The organism is Isoptericola halotolerans, assembly GCF_045689585.1.
Taxonomy (GTDB): Bacteria; Actinomycetota; Actinomycetes; order Actinomycetales; family Cellulomonadaceae; genus Isoptericola; species Isoptericola halotolerans_B.
Genome location: NZ_CP140108.1, coordinates 3,941,475 through 3,958,272 on the forward strand (window position 1 = coordinate 3,941,475; position 16,798 = coordinate 3,958,272).

Below are 16,798 nucleotides of genomic sequence, written 5' to 3' on the forward strand. Positions count from 1 at the left end.
CCACGAGGGGCTGACAGCTCGGGAGGGAGGGTCAGACGTCGCGCGGGGCGTGACGCTCCAGGAACTCGTACACCGCGGTGGTGTCCACGCCGGGGAACGCCCCCGAGGGCATCGCGGCGAGCATCGAGGCGTGCGGGCGCGCGCTGGGCAGGGCGTGCCCGTCCCACCGTTCGGCCAGCGGGCGCGAGGGCTGGCGGCAGCACGACTCGTCGGGGCAGCGCGAGATGGAGCGCGCCGTCGTCTCCCGCCCCAGGAACCACTTGACCTGTGCGTACGGCACACCCACGCTGACGGAGAACCGGCCGTCGGGGGTGTCCGAGACCCGAGAGGTGCACCAGTAGGTCCCCGTCGGGGTGTCGGTGTACTGGTAGTAGGGACTGAGCCGGTCGGCGATGTCGAACACCACCCGGGCCGTCCAGTACCGGCACACGTGCTGACCCTCCACCGTGCCGAGCGCGTCGCCCGGGAACCGCACGCCGTCGTTCTCGTACGCCTTGTGGATCGCACCGGACTCGTGGACCTTCATGAAGTGCACCCCGATGCCCAGGTGGCGCGTGGCGAGGTTCGTGAACCGGTGGGCGGCCGTCTCGTAGGACACCGCGAAGGCGTCGCGCAGGTCCTCGATGGAGATCGCCCGGACGTCCTTGGCCTCGCGCAGGTGCTTCACGGCCTCGCGCTCGGGCAGCAGCAGCGCCGCGCACAGGTAGTTGGCCTCGACGCGCTGACGCAGGAACTCGCCGTAGTCGCGCGGCTCGGTGTGCTCGAGGACGTGCGAGGCCAGCGCCTGCAGCAGCGCCGAGCGGGCGTCGGACCGGCCCCGGATGCCGTTGCTCGGCAGGTACACCCGATGGTGGCGCTGGTCGATGACGGCGCGCGTCGAGTGCGGCAGGTCCGACTCGTAGTGGATCGAGAACCCCAGGTGCGAGGCGATGTCGACCGCCGCCCGCTGCGGCACCGGTCCGCGCGTGTGCCCGACGTCGTCGAGCAGGGAGCGGGCGACGATCTCCAGGTCCGGGAAGTAGTTGTCCTGGGCCCGCATGTCGGCGCGCAGCTCGGTGTTCGCGCGTCGTGCTTCCTCGGGGGTGAGGGCGCGCTCGGAGTGCAGCCGCTCGAGCTCGGCCTGCAACGACACGATCGCTTCCAGGGCGTCGGTGGGCAGCGACTTCCCGACCCGGACCGGTTTGACGCCGAGCACGGAGAAGAGCGGACCTCTTTGCACGCGCTCCAGCTCGATCTCCAGCGCGTCGCGCCGCGAGGGAGCCTCTGGGGAGAGCAGGTCGTCGACGCTGGTGCCGAGAGCGCGGGCGATCGCCTGCAGCCGGGCGATCGTCGGCTCCCGTTTGCCGTTCTCGAGCATGGAGATCTGTGACGGAGCACGTGAGACAGCGTCTCCGAGGGTCTCGAGCGTCATCCCCCGCTGCTGACGCAGGTGCCGGATGCGGCGCCCGATCGTCAGCGCGTCGGGTTCCTCCGCGACCGGGGACGGCGCGGGAGGCGCCGCCGGCGGCCGGTACGTCGTCGTCATGGCCATGCCCCAGCGTGACATGCGCCATGGCTTCTGCCAAGGAGAAGAACATCGAAACTTCTGCCCCCAGATCCTCGCCACAGGGGTTGCGCAGGCCGCAGAGTCGGTCTCGAGGGCGATTCCCTCGGCAGGCCGAACGACGAAAGGCAGGACCATGACCGCGATCCTCGAGACCGAGGCCCAGACGTCCGGCAGCACCGCGACGACGCGCCGGCCCGGCGACCAGGTGACCACCGCCGCCACGCTCGCCGAGCAGTGGGCCACCGACCCCCGCTGGGCGGGCATCACGCGGGACTACGCGGCCGAGGACGTCGTCGCCCTGCGAGGCTCCGTCGGCGAGGAGCACACGCTCGCGCGCCGCGGCTCCGAGCTCCTGTGGGAGCTGCTGCACACGGAGGACTACGTCAACGCCCTCGGTGCCCTGACCGGCAACCAGGCCGTGCAGCAGGTCAAGGCGGGCCTCAAGGCGATCTACCTGTCGGGCTGGCAGGTGGCCGGTGACGCCAACCTGTCCGGGCAGACGTACCCCGACCAGTCGCTCTACCCCGCCAACTCCGTGCCCGCCGTCGTGCGTCGTATCAACAACGCGCTGCTGCGCGCCGACCAGATCGACGTCTCCGAGAGCGCAGGGGACCCTCCGTCCCGCAACTGGCTGGCGCCGATCGTGGCCGACGCCGAGGCGGGGTTCGGCGGACCGCTCAACGCCTACGAGCTCATGAAGTCGATGATCGCCTCCGGCGCGTCGGGCGTGCACTGGGAGGACCAGCTCGCCTCGGAGAAGAAGTGCGGCCACCTCGGCGGCAAGGTGCTCATCCCCACCAAGCAGCACGTGCGCACCCTCAACGCGGCGCGCCTGGCGGCCGACGTCTCCGACGTGCCGAGCGTCATCATCGCCCGCACCGACGCCGAGGCCGCCACCCTGCTGACCTCCGACGTCGACGAGCGCGACCGTCCCTTCCTGACCGGCGGACGCACCGGTGAGGGCTTCTACGAGGTGCGCAACGGCATCGAGCCGTGCATCGCCCGCGCCCACGCCTACGCGCCGTACGCCGACCTCATCTGGATGGAGACCGGGACGCCGGACCTCGACCTCGCCCGGCGCTTCGCCGAGGCCGTCAAGGCGGAGTTCCCCGACCAGATGCTGGCGTACAACTGCTCGCCGTCGTTCAACTGGAAGAAGCACCTCGACGACGACACGATCGCGAAGTTCCAACGCGAGCTCGGCGCCATGGGCTTCAGCTTCCAGTTCATCACCCTGGCGGGCTTCCACGCCCTCAACCACTCCATGTTCGACCTGGCCCACGGCTACGCCCGTGAGCAGATGACGGCCTACGTGGAGCTGCAGGAGGCCGAGTTCGCCGCCGAGACCCGCGGCTACACCGCCACGAAGCACCAGCGAGAGGTGGGCACCGGCTACTTCGACCGCGTGTCCACGGCGCTCAACCCCGACGCCACCACCCTCGCGCTCGCCGGCTCCACCGAGGCCGCTCAGTTCTGACTCGCTCACCACCGTCGCGGCGGGACGCTCCCCTCGTCCCGCCGCGGCAACCTGGAGGTACACCATGACCACGATCGCCGACCCTCCCCGTACCCTGGCCCGCTCGACCGGCTCGCCCGCGACGCCGCCGCGCGGCACCGCCCTGGCCGACTCCGCCACCATCGCTGAAGGAACCATGGACGTCGTCGGACCCACGGTGCCCGGCTCCGAGGAGATCCTCACCCCGGCGGCGCTGGAGTTCCTCGCCCTGCTGCACGACCAGTTCGCCGACGCGCGCACCGAGCTGCTGCTCACCCGGCAGCGCCGCACCCGCGAGATCGCCGACGGCGCGGACCCGGACTTCCTGCCCGTCACCCGCCCCGTGCGCGACGACCCGTCGTGGCGCGTCGCCGGTGCCTCCGGGGCACCTGGGCTCTCGGACCGCCGCGTCGAGATCACCGGGCCCACCGACCCGAAGATGACGATCAACGCGCTCAACTCGGGGGCGAAGGTGTGGCTGGCCGACGCGGAGGACGCCTCCAGCCCGACGTGGGCGAACGTCGTCGGCGGCCAGCGTGCGCTGCGCTCCGCGATCCGGGGAGAGCTGACGTACGAGGCGCCGTCGTCGGACGGCGGACGGACGCCCGGCAAGCGGTACGCGCTGCGGACCGCGGAGCTCACCGAGATGCCGACCATCGTGTTCCGGCCGCGCGGATGGCACCTGTTCGAGTCGCACCTGGCCTACACCGGCACGGACGGCTCCACGCAACCGGCGTCCGGCTCGCTGGTGGACTTCGGGCTCTACCTCTTCCACAACGCCCACGAGCTGGTCGGACGCGGGCGCGGTCCGTACTTCTACCTGCCCAAGCTGGAGGGCCACCGCGAGGCCCGGCTGTGGAACGAGGTCTTCGAGCTGGCCCAGGAGGCGCTCGGCATCCCGCGCGGCACGATCCGCGCCACGGTGCTCATCGAGACGCTCCCGGCCGCGTTCGAGATGGAGGAGATCCTCTACGAGCTGCGCGACCACTGCGCCGGGCTCAACGCCGGGCGCTGGGACTACCTGTTCAGCGTCATCAAGTGCTTCCGCAACCGGGGCGACTCCTACGTGCTGCCGGACCGGGCCCAGGTGACGATGACCGCACCCTTCATGCGGGCCTACACCGAGCTGCTCGTCGCGACGTGCCACCGCCGTGGGGCGCACGCCATCGGCGGCATGAGCGCGTTCATCCCGGACCGCCGGTCGCCCGAGGTGACCGAGCAGGCCTTCGCGAAGGTCCGCGCCGACAAGGAGCGCGAGGCCGGGGACGGGTTCGACGGGTCGTGGGTGGCCCACCCCGACCTCATCCCGGTCGCGCGCGAGGCGTTCGACGCGGTGCTCGGGGAGCGCGAGAACCAGGTCGGCCGGCTGCGCGACGACGTGACGGTCGGCCAGGCGGAGCTGCTCGACGTGGCCTCGGCCCGGCGGGAGGGCGCCACGATCACCGGGGCCGGGCTCCGCACCGACATCTCCGTCGGGGTCCGATACATCGCCTCGTGGCTGCGGGGCACCGGGGCGGCGGCCCTGGACTCGCTCATGGAGGACGCCGCTACGGCGGAGATCTCCCGGTCCCAGGTGTGGCAGTGGATCCACTGCGGCACGGTGACGGACGACGGCGTCGCCGTGACCGGGGCGCTGTGCGAGTCGATGCTGCGCGAGCTGCTGCGGTCCACGCCGCGGACGGCCGGCGACCGGCTCGACGACGCCGCGGCGATCTTCCGCGAGGTGGCGCTGGGTGACGAGTTCCCGCCGTTCCTCACGACGAGCGCGTACGCCCGCTACTTCTGAGCGGGTGCCGAGCAGGAGGTTGGGCCCGCTTTGACCTTGCAAAGCGGGCCCAACCTCCTGTTCGGCACCGGACCTGGAGGGGGCTGTCCACAGGCTGTGGATGGTGGCGGCGGGGTGGGCGCGGGTTCGGGAGGGTGGGCGCCATGGACCTCACCACCGCTTCCTTCCGCCCGGGCGACAAGGTCGCCGACGACGCCGCCCTCCTCGAGCTCGCGACCTTCCTGTGCGGCGGCGTCCTGCCCCGCCAGCGGGTCCTCACGCTCGCCTGGCTCGACGCCGACGACCGCGTCACCGGCATCGCCGTGCCCGTCCGCGACGTCCCCGACCGCCCCAGCGACGACGACGCCGCCCGCTTCGGGGGCGTGATCGCCTCCGTCACACAGCAGTCCGTCCCCGGCGGCTCCGTCGTGGCCATGCTCGAACGTCCCGGCGAGCGATCGGTCTCCCCCGCCGACCGCGCCTGGAACGACGCCCTGCGCGTCCAGGCCGCCGAGCGAGGCTTCCGGCTGCACGGGCTGTTCGTCGCCGCCGGTGGGGCGGTCCGGCCGCTGGCGATGGACGACGCCGGCTGATCCCCTTCAGACCGTGTGCTCCCGGAGAGGCTCCGTCGCCCGTTCAACGGGATGCGTGCGAAGGATCTGTTCCCATCGCGTCCGCACTCGCCCGAAGTAGTTGCTGAACGCGATCAGCTGAACGACGAGCAGCGGCACCCACAGCAGGACCGGAGCCACCAGCGCGGAGAATGCCATCACGGTCAGCACTACACCGACAGGCGTGGAATCGGGTATCCGGCTGACCAGCACTCCACCAAGATCCACGAGCCAGGGTGCGGCAGCCGCGGCGACGGTGAGCCAGGGGCGGTACCACCTTCGCTCTACCGTCACGCCGAGCGCTCTGAGTGCACGAACCCGACTGACGTGTGCCCGCAGATGCAGCGCGGTCCAAGCGACGTAACCGAGCACGAGGATGATGACCATCGAGTACCCGAGCCAGACGACGCCGCGTGATCCTGGGGCCACGACGGCCGTGAACGATACGGCCACCATGATGACGAACAGGGCACCCCAGGTTCCGGCCGAGTCTCTGCCGGGCAGCGTGAGGGTGCGATGCGCCGCCCGGCGCAGTGCCCGAGTCGCCACCCATAGCATCAGCACGCCGAAGAGGACGCCCCCTCCCGTCACCACGAGGTCGTCTGGTACCGAATCCAGCAGGAACCCCAGGGCGTCGGTCTGCCAGGCGCCGAGCGATGCGGGAAATTCGACCTGGCGTTCCTCCGCGCCGAGTACGAGCGCAGCGGGTGGGACCTCCCGTACGTGCCGGCGTTCTGCACCCTGGAGGGAAGTCACCACTACTTACCGCATCTCGACCGTCGACCGCTCGCCGACTGTTGTGCCGCCGCGGGCGTTCGATTGCAAGGCGCGCACTCGGCGCTCGGAGACGCGCGGGCGACGGCCGAGCTGATGCAGCGCTACCTGACGATGCCCAGCGTTCCTCGGCACGATGAACTGGGACGCCAGACGGCCGAGGCGTCGTCGATCGCCTGGCCGGACGGCCCGACGCGCGCCCCTGTCGCGGCGCCGGCGCGCACACGTTCAGCCAATGGCCCGCGCGGGACCCGCCGTACGCCGCCACGCCCGAAGCAGCCACCGCTCGTTCAGCAGCTCGCTGGTCTCGGCTTGACCGAGATGCTTGACGACGGGGCCCTCGCCGGAGCGGTGTCCTACCTCGAACTTCTGGTAGACGTCCTCGAGGACGGAGTCATCAGTGAGAATGAGGCGGGTGCGCTGAACGACCTGATCGAGATCTACGAGATGGGCCGCGACGAGGTGGCGACGGCCCACCGCGCATTCGTCACCGCGCTCGCGCATCGCGCTCTCGACGACGGGCACGTGTCCCGCGACGAACGCTCTGAGCTCTACGAGATCGCCGAGCTGCTCGAGGTGGTACCGGCGACGATCCGAGAGATGATCCAGCACGCTGACGACGCCCGCGCGGCCCGGCTCGGTGCCGGGCTGATGCCGCTGCCGGACGACTGGCCGTTCGGCGATCCGCTGCGTGTCGGCGACAAGGTGGTCTTCACGGGATGCGACGAGGCGCAGCGGTCTCGGCTCGAACGGCGCGCCGAGGAACTCGGCGTGCGCGTGATGGGCAACGTGTCCCGCCGGACGACGATGCTCGTCACCGACGGTTCGTTCTCGGGTGGGAAGATGGCGAACGCCACCGAGCTCGGCACCCGCAGCGTCACCCCGGACGACTTCGAGGTGCTGTTGGATCGCCTCCAGCCCGCCCAGCAAGCCGCGCAGAGCGCCTCCGCGACCGCACCACTCGCGGCCTCGGCTCCGTTGTCGACTCCGTCGACTGCGGCCTCGACAGCGAGCCCTGCCGAGATCCGGGAATGGGCCACCCAGCAGGGGTTCGAGATCAGCGCCCGCGGTCGGCTCCCGCGCGCCGTCGTCGAGGCGTTCGAGCAGGCAGCCCCTCAGACCACCCGGTGATGCCTCGCTCGGCGAACCGCTCCATGGCTTCGACCACCTCGGGCGCCTGCCACACCCGGTCACGCGCTCCTCTGCCGATCTGGTCGAGCACGCCGTCCTCGACAAGCCGATCGATCGCCACCTGGGCGTTGACCGTGGTGACACCCAGCAGTTCGGCCGCCAGCCGCGCGTCGATCACAGGTCTCCTGCCGAGGTGGTCCGCGAGACGCCAGGCGGCCGCGCCGCGCCGCGCGCTGATCACCTCGCTCCAGCGTTCCCGCGCCTCGGTGACGTCGGCGATGAGGGCACGGGCGTTCTGCAAGGCGGGGAAGACCGCTTCACACACCTGCCCGACGATCGGCAGTGGGTCACCCGATCGGTACGTGGACAACGCTGCGAAGTAGCGTTCGGTCTCGGCCAGCAGGCCGGCCGAGATGGGCACGATGACGTGCCTCGTCAGACCTGCGTGCCGCAGCTGGGCGTGCATCAGGGCCCGCCCGGTCCGCCCGTTGCCGTCCGGGAAGGGGTGGATGTTCTCGAACTGGGCATGCGCGATGGCGACCTGCGCCAACGCCGGCAGGTCGTCGCGAGCGATGAAGTTCTTCAGGTCGTCGATCGCCGCAGGTACCAGCTCGGCGGGCGGAGCGACGTAGTCGGATCCATGAGGGCTGCGGGCAGATCCGCCGATCCACACAGCGGAGTCGCGCCACACCCCGGCCGCACTCGGCATGTGGTCACGCATGAGCACGCGGTGCATGGCCAGGATGGCGTCCGCGTTCAGCCGGTCCGCCACCTCCAGCGCGCGCGTCATTGCGCCGACGTTGGCGACGATCTCATCGGCGCTCGCGCGTCCTCGGCGACCGAGCTCGGCCAGTGCGATGGCCTTGGGGGACGACGTGAGGTTCTCGATCTGTGACGAGCTCGCCGCCTCCGTCCGCAGGAGGAGGGAAGCAAACGACATCAGCGAGCCGAGTGACTCCCCGTCAAGCCGTGCGATCTCCGCACTCGCTTCGGCGACCAGGGCCGAGGTCGAGCTGTCGAGCCGCAGGTCTGCCCCCGAGATGCGCGCCGGGACGGCAGCCTCGTACGGGCCGCTCCGCGCGCTCCGGCCAGTCCGCGGGCCGTAGTCAGCGTCCGGGGGCTCCCACAGGAGCGTCTCGGTTCCGAAGGCGGGCCACCCGCTATCCGATGCCACAGCACCACGTTAACATCGGAAGACGAATGAATCGAAGGTAGCAGTGGGCGGGCCGAGCGCAAGCAAGAAAGATCCCCCGATTCGCGCTTCGTCGAGAGGCGTGGGGCATCTGTTCACGAGCCTACCCAGCCACGACCAGTGTCGCGACGGCGTCGAGGTGCGAACGATGGCGACCTGTCGGCGGCCTGGTCGATGTCGAGCAGCGCACCGAAGGCGACCTGGTGCCGGACGGATCCGTAGGACTCGTCCATCAGCTGTTCGAGTCGGCCCTTCGGGTTCCTCGGCTCCTCGGGATCGCCGTCGAACGCGGCATCGTCGGTCACGGACCGATGGGCCCGCAGCGACTCGATGCCGGCTAGCAACCACGCCTCGAACTCACGCACCGCGAGAGTGACGATGACCGGCCGAGACGCTTTCGCCTCGCGCACCGACTCGTCGAGACGCCACAGGAGATCCGCCGGGTCGTCGTCGGAGTCAGCCAGCACGAGCACACCACCGCGCCCCGCCACCCGGGACGCCTGGAGTCGGACGGCATTCCGGAAGCCCTCCGGCCGACGCACCATGTTGGCGCGAGGAACGCGATGAGGCTTCAGCGCGTCGACGTAGACACCGTGCCGTTCCCACGCGATCCGCTGCAGCAGACGCGGCAGGCTGTGCACCTCACCATGCCCCTCGACGACCGACGCCACGCCAGCAGTTCTCGCCGAGCTGCTCGACGGGACGGCGACCCGGACCGTCACCGAGCAGCACCTCGTCCTGGAGTCGCTGGCCGACGAGGGACGGGCTTATCCCGCCGACCGCGGGTTCGAGATCAGTGCCGACGACCTCGCCCGCCTCCGCGACGACGAAGCGCAGATCCTCGGCCTCCCGGACCGGTTCCCCGGCACCATCGACGTCCGGTTCACGGGCCGCACACCCGAACCCACCTTCGCGGTCGACCTGGCCCTGCAGCTCGACACGTACGACGAGGCTCACCAGCGCTCCGGAGCCGTCGTCACGGTGGGCCTGCCGCCCTACGAGCAGATCTTCCGGCTCAGCCCGCCGGCGCTACACACACTGCGCGCCGTCGAGAGCCGCCAGAACGTCACGGCCAGCCGTCGGTCCGAGACCAAGAACGTGCGACTCGTCGCCGAGCTGCAGCGCGCGCCGCATGGCACGCTCGGACGACCCGGCGATCCGCGACGACGGCTTCTCCCTCGACCTGCGCCACTTCGAGAGCTTCACGACGGTCGAACCGACCACGATCGGAGTCACGGTCAAGCCTGAGTCCGACGGATCCCTCGAGCTGTCACCCAACCTCGGGCCAGGCATCGACCACGAGGACCTCGACCGTCGGTGGCACCAGCTCCACGACCTCGGACAGGTCTGCCTCCATCCCGGCCTCGTGCACGAGGACCTCCTGGACGGCGCCCAGGTCTTGTCGCTGTCGGCGAGGACCGCAACAGCGATCTCGCCCATCCTCGACACCGTCCGGACCGCTCGGGAGAAGGCGATCGTGTTCGTCCGGACCAAGGCCATGCAGCGAGCCCTGGCGACGTGGCTGCGTGACCGCTACGGCGTGCCCGTCGACGTCGTGAACGGGGACACCCCGGCAACCGGCTCCACCGACTCGCGGGTCAAACGGATCCGGCGCTTCGAGGCCCGCGAGGGGTTCGGCGTCATCATCATGTCGCCACTCGCTGCCGGGGTCGGGCTCACCGTCGTCGGCGCGAACCACGCGATCCACCTCGAACGGCACTGGAACCCGGCGAAGGAGGCGCAGGCCACCGACCGTGTCTACCGGATCGGGCAGACCAGGCCGGTACACGTGTACTACCCCATGGCCCTGCACCCGGACGTCGACTCGTTCGGGGTGAACCTCGATCGCCTCCTCCGCAGCAAGGTGGCGCTCTCCGGAGCCGTCGTCGTCCCCGAGCGGGTGACCGAGGAAGAGATCGCCCACGGCCTCGGCCTCCGGGCGTAGCGCGCTGCGGTACGGCTGCTCAGGTCCGCACCGGGCGGGCCGTGGCGACGTCGTCCACCACGTCGACGATCATCTGCAGGTTCGCGAGGAGCGCGCCGTAGAGCGGCCACAGCTTGCCCGAGAGGTCCTCGGTCGAGAGGTCGTTCCCGAGATCCTGCAGATGCTCCCGCAGTGCGGCGAGCTCGGGTTCGGGCTCTGCCACCCGGCGCCCCGCCTCGGCGAGCAGGTCGGTGTAGCGCTCGAGGAACATCGGCTCCCACGTCTGGGCGTCGCGGTCGGACTCGCGGACCAGTCGGGCGATGCTGCGCACGTACGACACCCCCTCCTCGAGCCGCTCGAGCACCTGCGGGTAGCTCTCGAGCTCGTCGCCGGGATGCCGCCGTCGACGAGGGTTCCACGAGCCGCTCTCCCGGGCCGTCCGCACGAGCGACCATGCGTGGTCGACGTCGGCCGAGAGGTCACGCGTCCGCTCGATCCAGTCGTCCTCCTCCTGCTCCTCCGAGTGCTGCCGCAACTGCGTCGCCATGTCGCCGAGCAGACGACCCAGCCTGCGGTCGATCGCGTCGATCTGCTGCTGTGCGCTGCGATCGTTGAGCGGCGGGAAGACCGTCGCGTTGACGATCAGCGCGACGAGCACACCGATGGCGGTCGCGAGCAGCCGGTCGGGCAGCAGGTCGATCGTCTGCTCGGTCGAGGAGTCGTAGCCCACGGTGATGATGAACACCACCGTGGTGGCGATCGTCATGCCCTCGTCGCGGTACAGCTTGGCCCGGGCGAGGACCAACCCGACCACCAGGGCCAGCCCGAAGGACAGGACCGTCGTGCCGAACGCCTGCACGACGACGAAGGACACCAGGATGCCCGTGCCGACGGCCAGCACCGTCTGGGTACCGCGCCAGAACGTGCGGTACACGGTGGCGTGCACCGTCAGGAGCGCCATCCAGGGCGCGAGAAAGGCCTGCTGGAGCTCGAGCACCATCTCGGCCAGGGCCCAGGCGACCATCGTGGCGACGGCTGCCTTGGCGGTCTGCAGGAGGTCGACCTGGTTGGTCGGCGACCGCAGCCATGCTCCGGCGCGAGAGCGCACCGTCCCGTGTTCGGTGTCCATCGTCCCAGTCAACTCGATGTCGTTGCTCGACGCCTGGAATGCCGGGCTCCGCACGCCGGACGTCTCTTTCCGGACCGTTCTGGAGCCCAAACCGTGCCGAACCGGGACGTTCGGCCACCGAGGGGACGCAGACCCACCGCCAAAGCCCTGGACCTCCGCGCCGCGGACCCTTACATTTTCCGTGACGGACGCCACAGCGCGCCCGTCCGGCGGGCCTGCCCGGGCCCGTCTCGACCGTGACACCGAGACGTCGAGGGAGCCGCCCAGACCGCACCGGCCCGGCCCGGCCGGTGCACCGCAGGAAGGAGCAGGACCGTGGCCGACGTGCTGGTCCTCAACGCCGGCTACGAGCCGCTGCACCGAGTGTCGGTCAAGCACGCCATCACGATGCTCGTGCGCGAGGTCGCGGTGGTCGAGGAGTTCGTCGAGGGCGAGTCGTTCGGGCCGTACCCGCTGCCCCGTGTCCTGCGCCTGGTGCGGTACGTGACCATGCGCTGGCTCTACCGCGGCGGTGGACGACCAGCGGTCACGAAGGACGGCATCAAACGACGTGACGGCGCGTGCGCCTACTGCGGCGGTCCGGCGCAGACGGTGGACCACGTGGTCCCCCGGTCCCGCGGTGGCGAGAGCTCGTGGTTGAACCTGGTGGCGGCGTGCCGGCCCTGCAACCACCGCAAGGCCGACCGCACGCCGCTGGAGGCCGGGATGCCCTTGCGCCTGGCGCCATACGTCCCGCCGTTCGACCACGGCCTGGTCCGGCGCCACCGGCGCGCCCGGCCCGTCGCCGCCTGAGCGGCCGTCACGGCCCGAGCGGCCCGCGAGCAGACGGCCATCCCGCCACGGCTCAGATCCCCTCGACGGGCTCCCACCGCGGGTCCGCGGAGTCGGGCTCGCCCGACGTGGCTCCGAGGTCGTTCTCGCCCACCCGCGCGATCGCCCCGGTCACGGGCTGCGGCACGGCCGGACCCTCGGAGTCGAGGACGCGCGACGCGACGACGGTGGAACCGAAGTTGGCGTGGCACTCGGTGCAGTACCAGTCCGGGGCCGGCACCGGCACCTCGAAGCCGCCGTAGACGACGTCGGGCTCGGAGCTGACGACGTCGTCGGAGAACGTCATGCCCCACACGATGCGCTTGGTCTTGCCACGCGCACCGCAGCCGGGGCACTGGGGCCGCAGCCGGGCACGCTGGGAGGAGACCGAGTGGGCGTGCATGAGGTCGTGGCACTGCGGGCACATGAGGTGCACGTCGCGGATGACCTGCTCCAGGGTGCGCCCGCCGGCCGTCGTCGTGCCCAGCCGCACCGCGCCGTCGTCGTGCGCCTGCAGCTCGTGCACGTCGACGAACCGCTCGCAGGTGGCGCAGCGCTCCTCGCGGCGCATCGCCCAGCCGGACACCGCCCGGTGACCGAGCACGCGCAGGACGTGCACGTCGGGGGCCGCGGTGCCCTCGGCGCAGTCGCCCGGGTCGATGGTGTGGACGGGGCCGTCGTGGAACTGGTTGGCCACGCCGTCGAGCACCGCCCGCGCGTGCTCGGCGGGCAGCCACCCCGAGGAGCCGATGTAGCCGTCCGCGCCGTCGAACAGGTCGGCCCACACGATGGGCCGGTCCGGCCCGAACAGCTCGTCGGTCACCCAGGAGTCGCCGTCGGAGGACCCCATCAGCTCCACGGACGCCACGACGCCCGCGTCGCCGAGCACGGTGACGACGACGTCGCCCCGCTTGGGTCCGTCCGGGCCGCCGGGCAGCGAGTGCTCGTGGGAACGGGTCGCGATCGCGATGGACTCGTTCAACCAGTCGGTGGACCAGTTCAGGTACACGGACGGCACGAGCCATGCCGGCAGCGACGAGACGGACGGGAAGGCCTCTGCTTCGGTGCTCACGGAGTGCAACATAGCCGGTCCGGGCCCTGCTGCGGTACCCCGCGGCGGCACCTCGTGAGCCGCACCTCAGCCGCGCAGCGCCTCCGCCTCGGCGTCGGTGAACAGTCGCGAGCGGATGAGGAACCGCACCCCCTCGGGCGCCTCCACGCTGAACCCGGCGCCGCGGCCGGGCACGACGTCGATGGTCAGGTGGGTGTGGCTCCAGTACGTGAACTGGGCCCGGCTCATCCAGACCGGCACGGTGAACGTCGCCGTGCCGTCGGCCCCGGAGGTGTCCGCCACGGTCAGGTCGCCCAGGTGGACGTCCGCGTCGCCGGTCAGGAAGTCCCCGGCGGGGTAGCACATCGGGCTGGACCCGTCGCAGCACCCGCCGGACTGGTGGAACATGAGGTCGCCGTGCCGGCGCCGCAGCCGAGCCAGGAGCTCGGCCGCGGCGTCGGTGACGGCGACGCGGGTCGCCTCGGCCATGGCCTAGAAGAACCCGTCGCGCACGCCGGAGTAGCTGACGAGCAGGTTCTTGGTCTGCTGGTAGTGGTCGAGCATCATCTTGTGGTTCTCCCGCCCGACGCCGGAGCCCTTGTACCCACCGAAGGCCGCGGCCGCGGGGTAGGCGTGGTAGCAGTTGGTCCACACGCGTCCGGCCTGGATGTCCCGGCCCGCGCGGTACGCCGTCGTCCCGTTGCGGGTCCACACGCCCGCGCCGAGGCCGTAGAGGGTGTCGTTGGCGGTCTTGATGGCGTCGTCGTAGTCGCCGAAGTCGGTCACGGACACCACGGGACCGAAGATCTCCTCCTGGAAGATCCGCATGGAGTTCTTGCCCTCGAACACGGTGGGGGCCACGTAGTACCCGCCGGACAGGTCGCCGCCGGGGTCGACGCGCTCGCCGCCGGTGAGCACCCGTGCGCCCTCGGCCTTGCCGATGTCGAGGTAGGACAGGATCTTCTCGAGCTGGTCGTTGCTGGCCTGGGCACCGATCATCGTCTCGGTGTCCAGGGGGTTGCCCTGCACGGCGGCCTTCGTCCGCTCGAGCGCGTCGCCGAGGAACTGGTCGTAGATGTCGGACTGGATGAGGGCGCGCGACGGGCACGTGCACACCTCGCCCTGGTTGAAGGCGAACATGGTGAAGCCCTCGAGCGCCTTGTCGTAGAAGTCGTCCCGGGCGTCCGCCACGTCGGAGAAGAACACGTTCGGGCTCTTGCCGCCGGCCTCCGCGCCGAACCCGTTGACGACGTTGACGACGCCCGGCGGCAGCAGGTCGCCGATGATGTCCATGAGGTAGAGGATCGAGGCCGGGGTCTGCTCGGCGGGCTTGAGCACGACGGCGTTGCCGGCCGCGAGCGCCGGCGCCAGCTTCCAGGTGGCCATGAGGATGGGGAAGTTCCACGGGATGATCTGCCCGACGACGCCGAGCGGCTCGTGGAAGTGGTACGCGATGATGTCGCCGTCGATCTCGGAGATCGAGCCCTCCTGGGCGCGGATGGCGCCGGCGAAGTAGCGGAAGTGGTCGACCGCCAGCGGGATGTCGGCGCCGAGCGTCTCGCGCACGGGCTTGCCGTTCTCCCAGCTCTCGGCGACGGCGATCCGCTCGACGTTCGCCTCGATGCGGTCGGCGATGGCGTTGAGGACGTTGGCCCGCTCGGTGACGGACGTGCGACCCCAGGCCGGCGCCGCGCCGTGGGCGGCGTCCAGGGCGCGCTCGATGTCGTCGGCGGTCCCGCGGGCGACCTCGGTGAAGGTCCGGCCCGTGACGGGGCTGGGGTTCTCGAAGTACTCCCCGCCGGCGGGTGCCACGTACTCGCCGCCGATCCAGTGGTCGTAGCGGCTGCGGTACTCGACGATCGACCCGGGCTGTCCCGGGGGCGTGTAGACGGTCATGCTGGCTGCCTCCTCGCAGTACGCACCTCGCCGGGCGGCCGGGTCCTTGCCCGGCGGCCGACGACGGCACCTCCTCGCGCCGTGGCCGTCACGCTAGGCGGCGCAGGGTTGCAGCAGCGTTGCAGCCGCACCCCGGCGCACGACCGTGCGCCCGGCGGACGGTCAGCGCAGGGCGGCGTCGAGCACGGCGTGGTGCGCGCGGGCGCGGTGCCACAGCGGGCTGCCGTGCTCGGCGACCCGCACGAGTTGGGACCAGGCCGCCAGGTCGTCGGCGCCGTCGTCGGTGCGCGTCCACGCGTCCAGGGCGGCGGAGCGGACCTCGGCGGCGAGCTCGGCCCGGGCACGCTCGACGCCGGGGGCGAGGGATCGCGGCAGGAGGGGGCCGGTGTACGCGGCGAGCGCCGCCGTCGTGCGCCCGGCGGCGAGGTGGTCGCGCACGACGTCGACGTCGCTGCGGACGCCCGCAGCCAGCCGGTAGGGGCGCGAGCCGGTGACCACGGCCCCGGCGACCCGCCGCAGGCGGGAGATCTCGGCGCGGACCGCGACGTCGGACAGGGCGCCGGGGTGCAGCAGCACGGCCAGCTCCTCGGCGGTGAGCCCGCGGGGGTGCTCGCCGAGCAGCGCGAGGATCTCGGCGTGCCGCGGCGAGAGTCGCCGGTCATTGTCCGCCGCGTGGAGGGAGGACGTGCCGAGCAGCCGCAGGGCGGGCCGGTCCGGTCCCCCGGTGGGAGCCGGCGCGGCGGCCCGGCCCCGGAGCTCGCGCTCGAGGCTGGCCACGGTGGCCCGCACCAACGACAGGGCCACGTGCGACGCGGCGGCCCGGCCACCGGTCACGTCCAGCACGCCGAGGAGCCGGCCGTCGGCGGCCCGGATCGGGGCGGCGGCGCAGTTGAGGGACTGCACCGGCCGGGAGAAGTGCTCGGCGCCCAGGACCTGCACGGCGCGCCGGGTGGCCAGCGCGGTGCCCGGGGCGTTGGTGCCGACGTTCTCCTCGCGCCAGACGGCCCCGGCGACGAACCCGACCCGCTCCGCCGTCGTGCGGGTGCGCGTGTCGCCCTCCACCCACAGCAGCCGGCCGATGTCGTCCGAGACCGCCACGACCAGCCCGTCGTCGCGGGCGGCGTCGACCACGAGGTCGCGCACGAGCGGCATGAGGGGCGCCAGGGGGTGGGCCGCCCGGTACTCGTCGAGGGCGTGGTCGTCGATCCCTGCCTCGGCGTGCGGGACGTCCGGGTCGACGCCGGAGCACAGGCTGCGCCGCCAGGAGGCGGCGACGAGGGGATCGAGCCGGGGTGAGATCGTCCCGGTGCCGAGGAAGGTGTCGTAGGCGGTGCGCACCGAGCGGCGGTCGCGCACGACACCACCGCGCGCCGGTGGGGCGGTGCGCTCCTGCGCGGCGGGACGGTCCAGCATGGCGCCTCCGACGTCGTCGTGCGGTGGTCCGGCCAGTGTAGGCGGCGTGCCGGGAGCTGCG

16 protein-coding genes are annotated in these 16,798 nt (G+C 71.6%); 6 read left to right on the plus strand and 10 right to left on the minus strand.

Features of this window, described 5'->3' with window-relative positions:
* Positions 1 to 31: 31 nt before the first annotated feature.
* A complete protein-coding gene (locus tag UQW22_RS18530) occupies positions 32 to 1,525 on the minus strand; it encodes a helix-turn-helix domain-containing protein (protein WP_407320859.1) in 1,494 nt (497 codons plus the stop codon).
* Positions 1,526 to 1,679: 154 nt separating this feature from the next.
* Here UQW22_RS18530 and aceA point away from each other — a divergent pair, with 154 nt between their 5' ends.
* From aceA to UQW22_RS18545, 3 genes are all read left to right on the plus strand, one after another.
* Complete coding sequence (gene aceA, locus UQW22_RS18535) at positions 1,680 to 3,023, plus strand: isocitrate lyase (protein ID WP_407318674.1); 1,344 nt, start codon at positions 1,680 to 1,682, stop codon at positions 3,021 to 3,023.
* A 175-nt stretch (positions 3,024 to 3,198) separates the two neighbouring features.
* Entirely contained in the window at positions 3,199 to 4,827 is a 1,629-nt protein-coding gene (aceB, locus tag UQW22_RS18540) for a malate synthase A (protein ID WP_407320860.1), read from the plus strand.
* 143 nt (positions 4,828 to 4,970) lie between these two features.
* Complete coding sequence (locus UQW22_RS18545; protein WP_407318675.1) at positions 4,971 to 5,399, plus strand: hypothetical protein; 429 nt, start codon at positions 4,971 to 4,973, stop codon at positions 5,397 to 5,399.
* A 6-nt stretch (positions 5,400 to 5,405) separates the two neighbouring features.
* Here UQW22_RS18545 and UQW22_RS18550 read toward each other — a convergent pair whose 3' ends face one another.
* Positions 5,406 to 6,173: a hypothetical protein gene (locus UQW22_RS18550; protein WP_407318676.1), complete on the minus strand. Its 768-nt coding sequence runs from the start codon at positions 6,171 to 6,173 to the stop codon at positions 5,406 to 5,408.
* 114 nt (positions 6,174 to 6,287) lie between these two features.
* Between UQW22_RS18550 and UQW22_RS18555 the strand changes: the two genes are divergently transcribed.
* Positions 6,288 to 7,322, plus strand: coding sequence for a histone-like nucleoid-structuring protein Lsr2 (locus tag UQW22_RS18555; protein ID WP_407318678.1), 1,035 nt, complete (start codon positions 6,288 to 6,290; stop codon positions 7,320 to 7,322).
* On the opposite strand, the gene UQW22_RS18560 is transcribed toward UQW22_RS18555, so the two are convergent.
* From UQW22_RS18560 to UQW22_RS18570, 3 genes are all read right to left on the minus strand, one after another.
* A complete protein-coding gene (locus UQW22_RS18560) occupies positions 7,249 to 8,262 on the minus strand; it encodes a Fic family protein (RefSeq protein ID WP_407318680.1) in 1,014 nt (337 codons plus the stop codon). The genes UQW22_RS18555 and UQW22_RS18560 overlap by 74 nt on opposite strands.
* A gap of 347 nt (positions 8,263 to 8,609) precedes the next feature.
* Positions 8,610 to 9,155 (minus strand): DUF4276 family protein, encoded by a 546-nt coding sequence (locus UQW22_RS18565; protein ID WP_407318681.1) that lies wholly within the window; start codon positions 9,153 to 9,155, stop codon positions 8,610 to 8,612.
* Between the two features lies 1 nt (position 9,156).
* On the minus strand, positions 9,157 to 9,471 hold the full coding sequence (locus UQW22_RS18570) for a hypothetical protein (protein WP_407318683.1): 315 nt from the start codon (positions 9,469 to 9,471) through the stop codon (positions 9,157 to 9,159).
* Between the two features lie 175 nt (positions 9,472 to 9,646).
* Between UQW22_RS18570 and UQW22_RS18575 the strand changes: the two genes are divergently transcribed.
* A complete protein-coding gene (locus UQW22_RS18575) occupies positions 9,647 to 10,459 on the plus strand; it encodes a helicase-related protein (RefSeq protein ID WP_407318684.1) in 813 nt (270 codons plus the stop codon).
* A 19-nt stretch (positions 10,460 to 10,478) separates the two neighbouring features.
* Here UQW22_RS18575 and UQW22_RS18580 read toward each other — a convergent pair whose 3' ends face one another.
* Positions 10,479 to 11,567, minus strand: coding sequence for an FUSC family protein (locus tag UQW22_RS18580; protein WP_407318685.1), 1,089 nt, complete (start codon positions 11,565 to 11,567; stop codon positions 10,479 to 10,481).
* Between the two features lie 315 nt (positions 11,568 to 11,882).
* On the opposite strand from UQW22_RS18580, the gene UQW22_RS18585 reads away from it, so the two are divergent.
* Positions 11,883 to 12,359 (plus strand): HNH endonuclease, encoded by a 477-nt coding sequence (locus tag UQW22_RS18585; protein WP_407318686.1) that lies wholly within the window; start codon positions 11,883 to 11,885, stop codon positions 12,357 to 12,359.
* A gap of 52 nt (positions 12,360 to 12,411) precedes the next feature.
* Here UQW22_RS18585 and UQW22_RS18590 read toward each other — a convergent pair whose 3' ends face one another.
* The 4 genes from UQW22_RS18590 to UQW22_RS18605 form a co-directional block, all read right to left on the minus strand.
* Positions 12,412 to 13,449, minus strand: a complete 1,038-nt coding sequence (locus UQW22_RS18590; RefSeq protein ID WP_407318688.1) for a hypothetical protein — start codon at positions 13,447 to 13,449, stop codon at positions 12,412 to 12,414.
* 66 nt (positions 13,450 to 13,515) lie between these two features.
* Positions 13,516 to 13,917, minus strand: a complete 402-nt coding sequence (locus tag UQW22_RS18595; RefSeq protein WP_407318689.1) for a DUF779 domain-containing protein — start codon at positions 13,915 to 13,917, stop codon at positions 13,516 to 13,518.
* 3 nt (positions 13,918 to 13,920) lie between these two features.
* Positions 13,921 to 15,324, minus strand: coding sequence for an aldehyde dehydrogenase family protein (locus UQW22_RS18600; RefSeq protein ID WP_407318690.1), 1,404 nt, complete (start codon positions 15,322 to 15,324; stop codon positions 13,921 to 13,923).
* 162 nt (positions 15,325 to 15,486) lie between these two features.
* Entirely contained in the window at positions 15,487 to 16,737 is a 1,251-nt protein-coding gene (locus UQW22_RS18605; protein ID WP_407318692.1) for a GAF domain-containing protein, read from the minus strand.
* Between the last annotated feature and the right edge of the window lie 61 nt (positions 16,738 to 16,798).

Coding starts and splice junctions, on each gene's coding strand:
- UQW22_RS18530 (WP_407320859.1), bottom strand. CDS start 1,525: ATGACGACGACGTACCGGCCGCCGGCGGCGCCTCCCGCGCCGTCCCCG.
- aceA (WP_407318674.1), top strand. CDS start 1,680: ATGACCGCGATCCTCGAGACCGAGGCCCAGACGTCCGGCAGCACCGCG.
- aceB (WP_407320860.1), top strand. CDS start 3,199: ATGGACGTCGTCGGACCCACGGTGCCCGGCTCCGAGGAGATCCTCACC.
- UQW22_RS18545 (WP_407318675.1), top strand. CDS start 4,971: ATGGACCTCACCACCGCTTCCTTCCGCCCGGGCGACAAGGTCGCCGAC.
- UQW22_RS18555 (WP_407318678.1), top strand. CDS start 6,288: ATGCAGCGCTACCTGACGATGCCCAGCGTTCCTCGGCACGATGAACTG.
- UQW22_RS18560 (WP_407318680.1), bottom strand. CDS start 8,262: ATGTCGTTTGCTTCCCTCCTCCTGCGGACGGAGGCGGCGAGCTCGTCA.
- UQW22_RS18575 (WP_407318684.1), top strand. CDS start 9,647: ATGGCACGCTCGGACGACCCGGCGATCCGCGACGACGGCTTCTCCCTC.
- UQW22_RS18580 (WP_407318685.1), bottom strand. CDS start 11,567: ATGGACACCGAACACGGGACGGTGCGCTCTCGCGCCGGAGCATGGCTG.
- UQW22_RS18595 (WP_407318689.1), bottom strand. CDS start 13,917: ATGGCCGAGGCGACCCGCGTCGCCGTCACCGACGCCGCGGCCGAGCTC.
- UQW22_RS18600 (WP_407318690.1), bottom strand. CDS start 15,324: ATGACCGTCTACACGCCCCCGGGACAGCCCGGGTCGATCGTCGAGTAC.
- UQW22_RS18605 (WP_407318692.1), bottom strand. CDS start 16,737: ATGCTGGACCGTCCCGCCGCGCAGGAGCGCACCGCCCCACCGGCGCGC.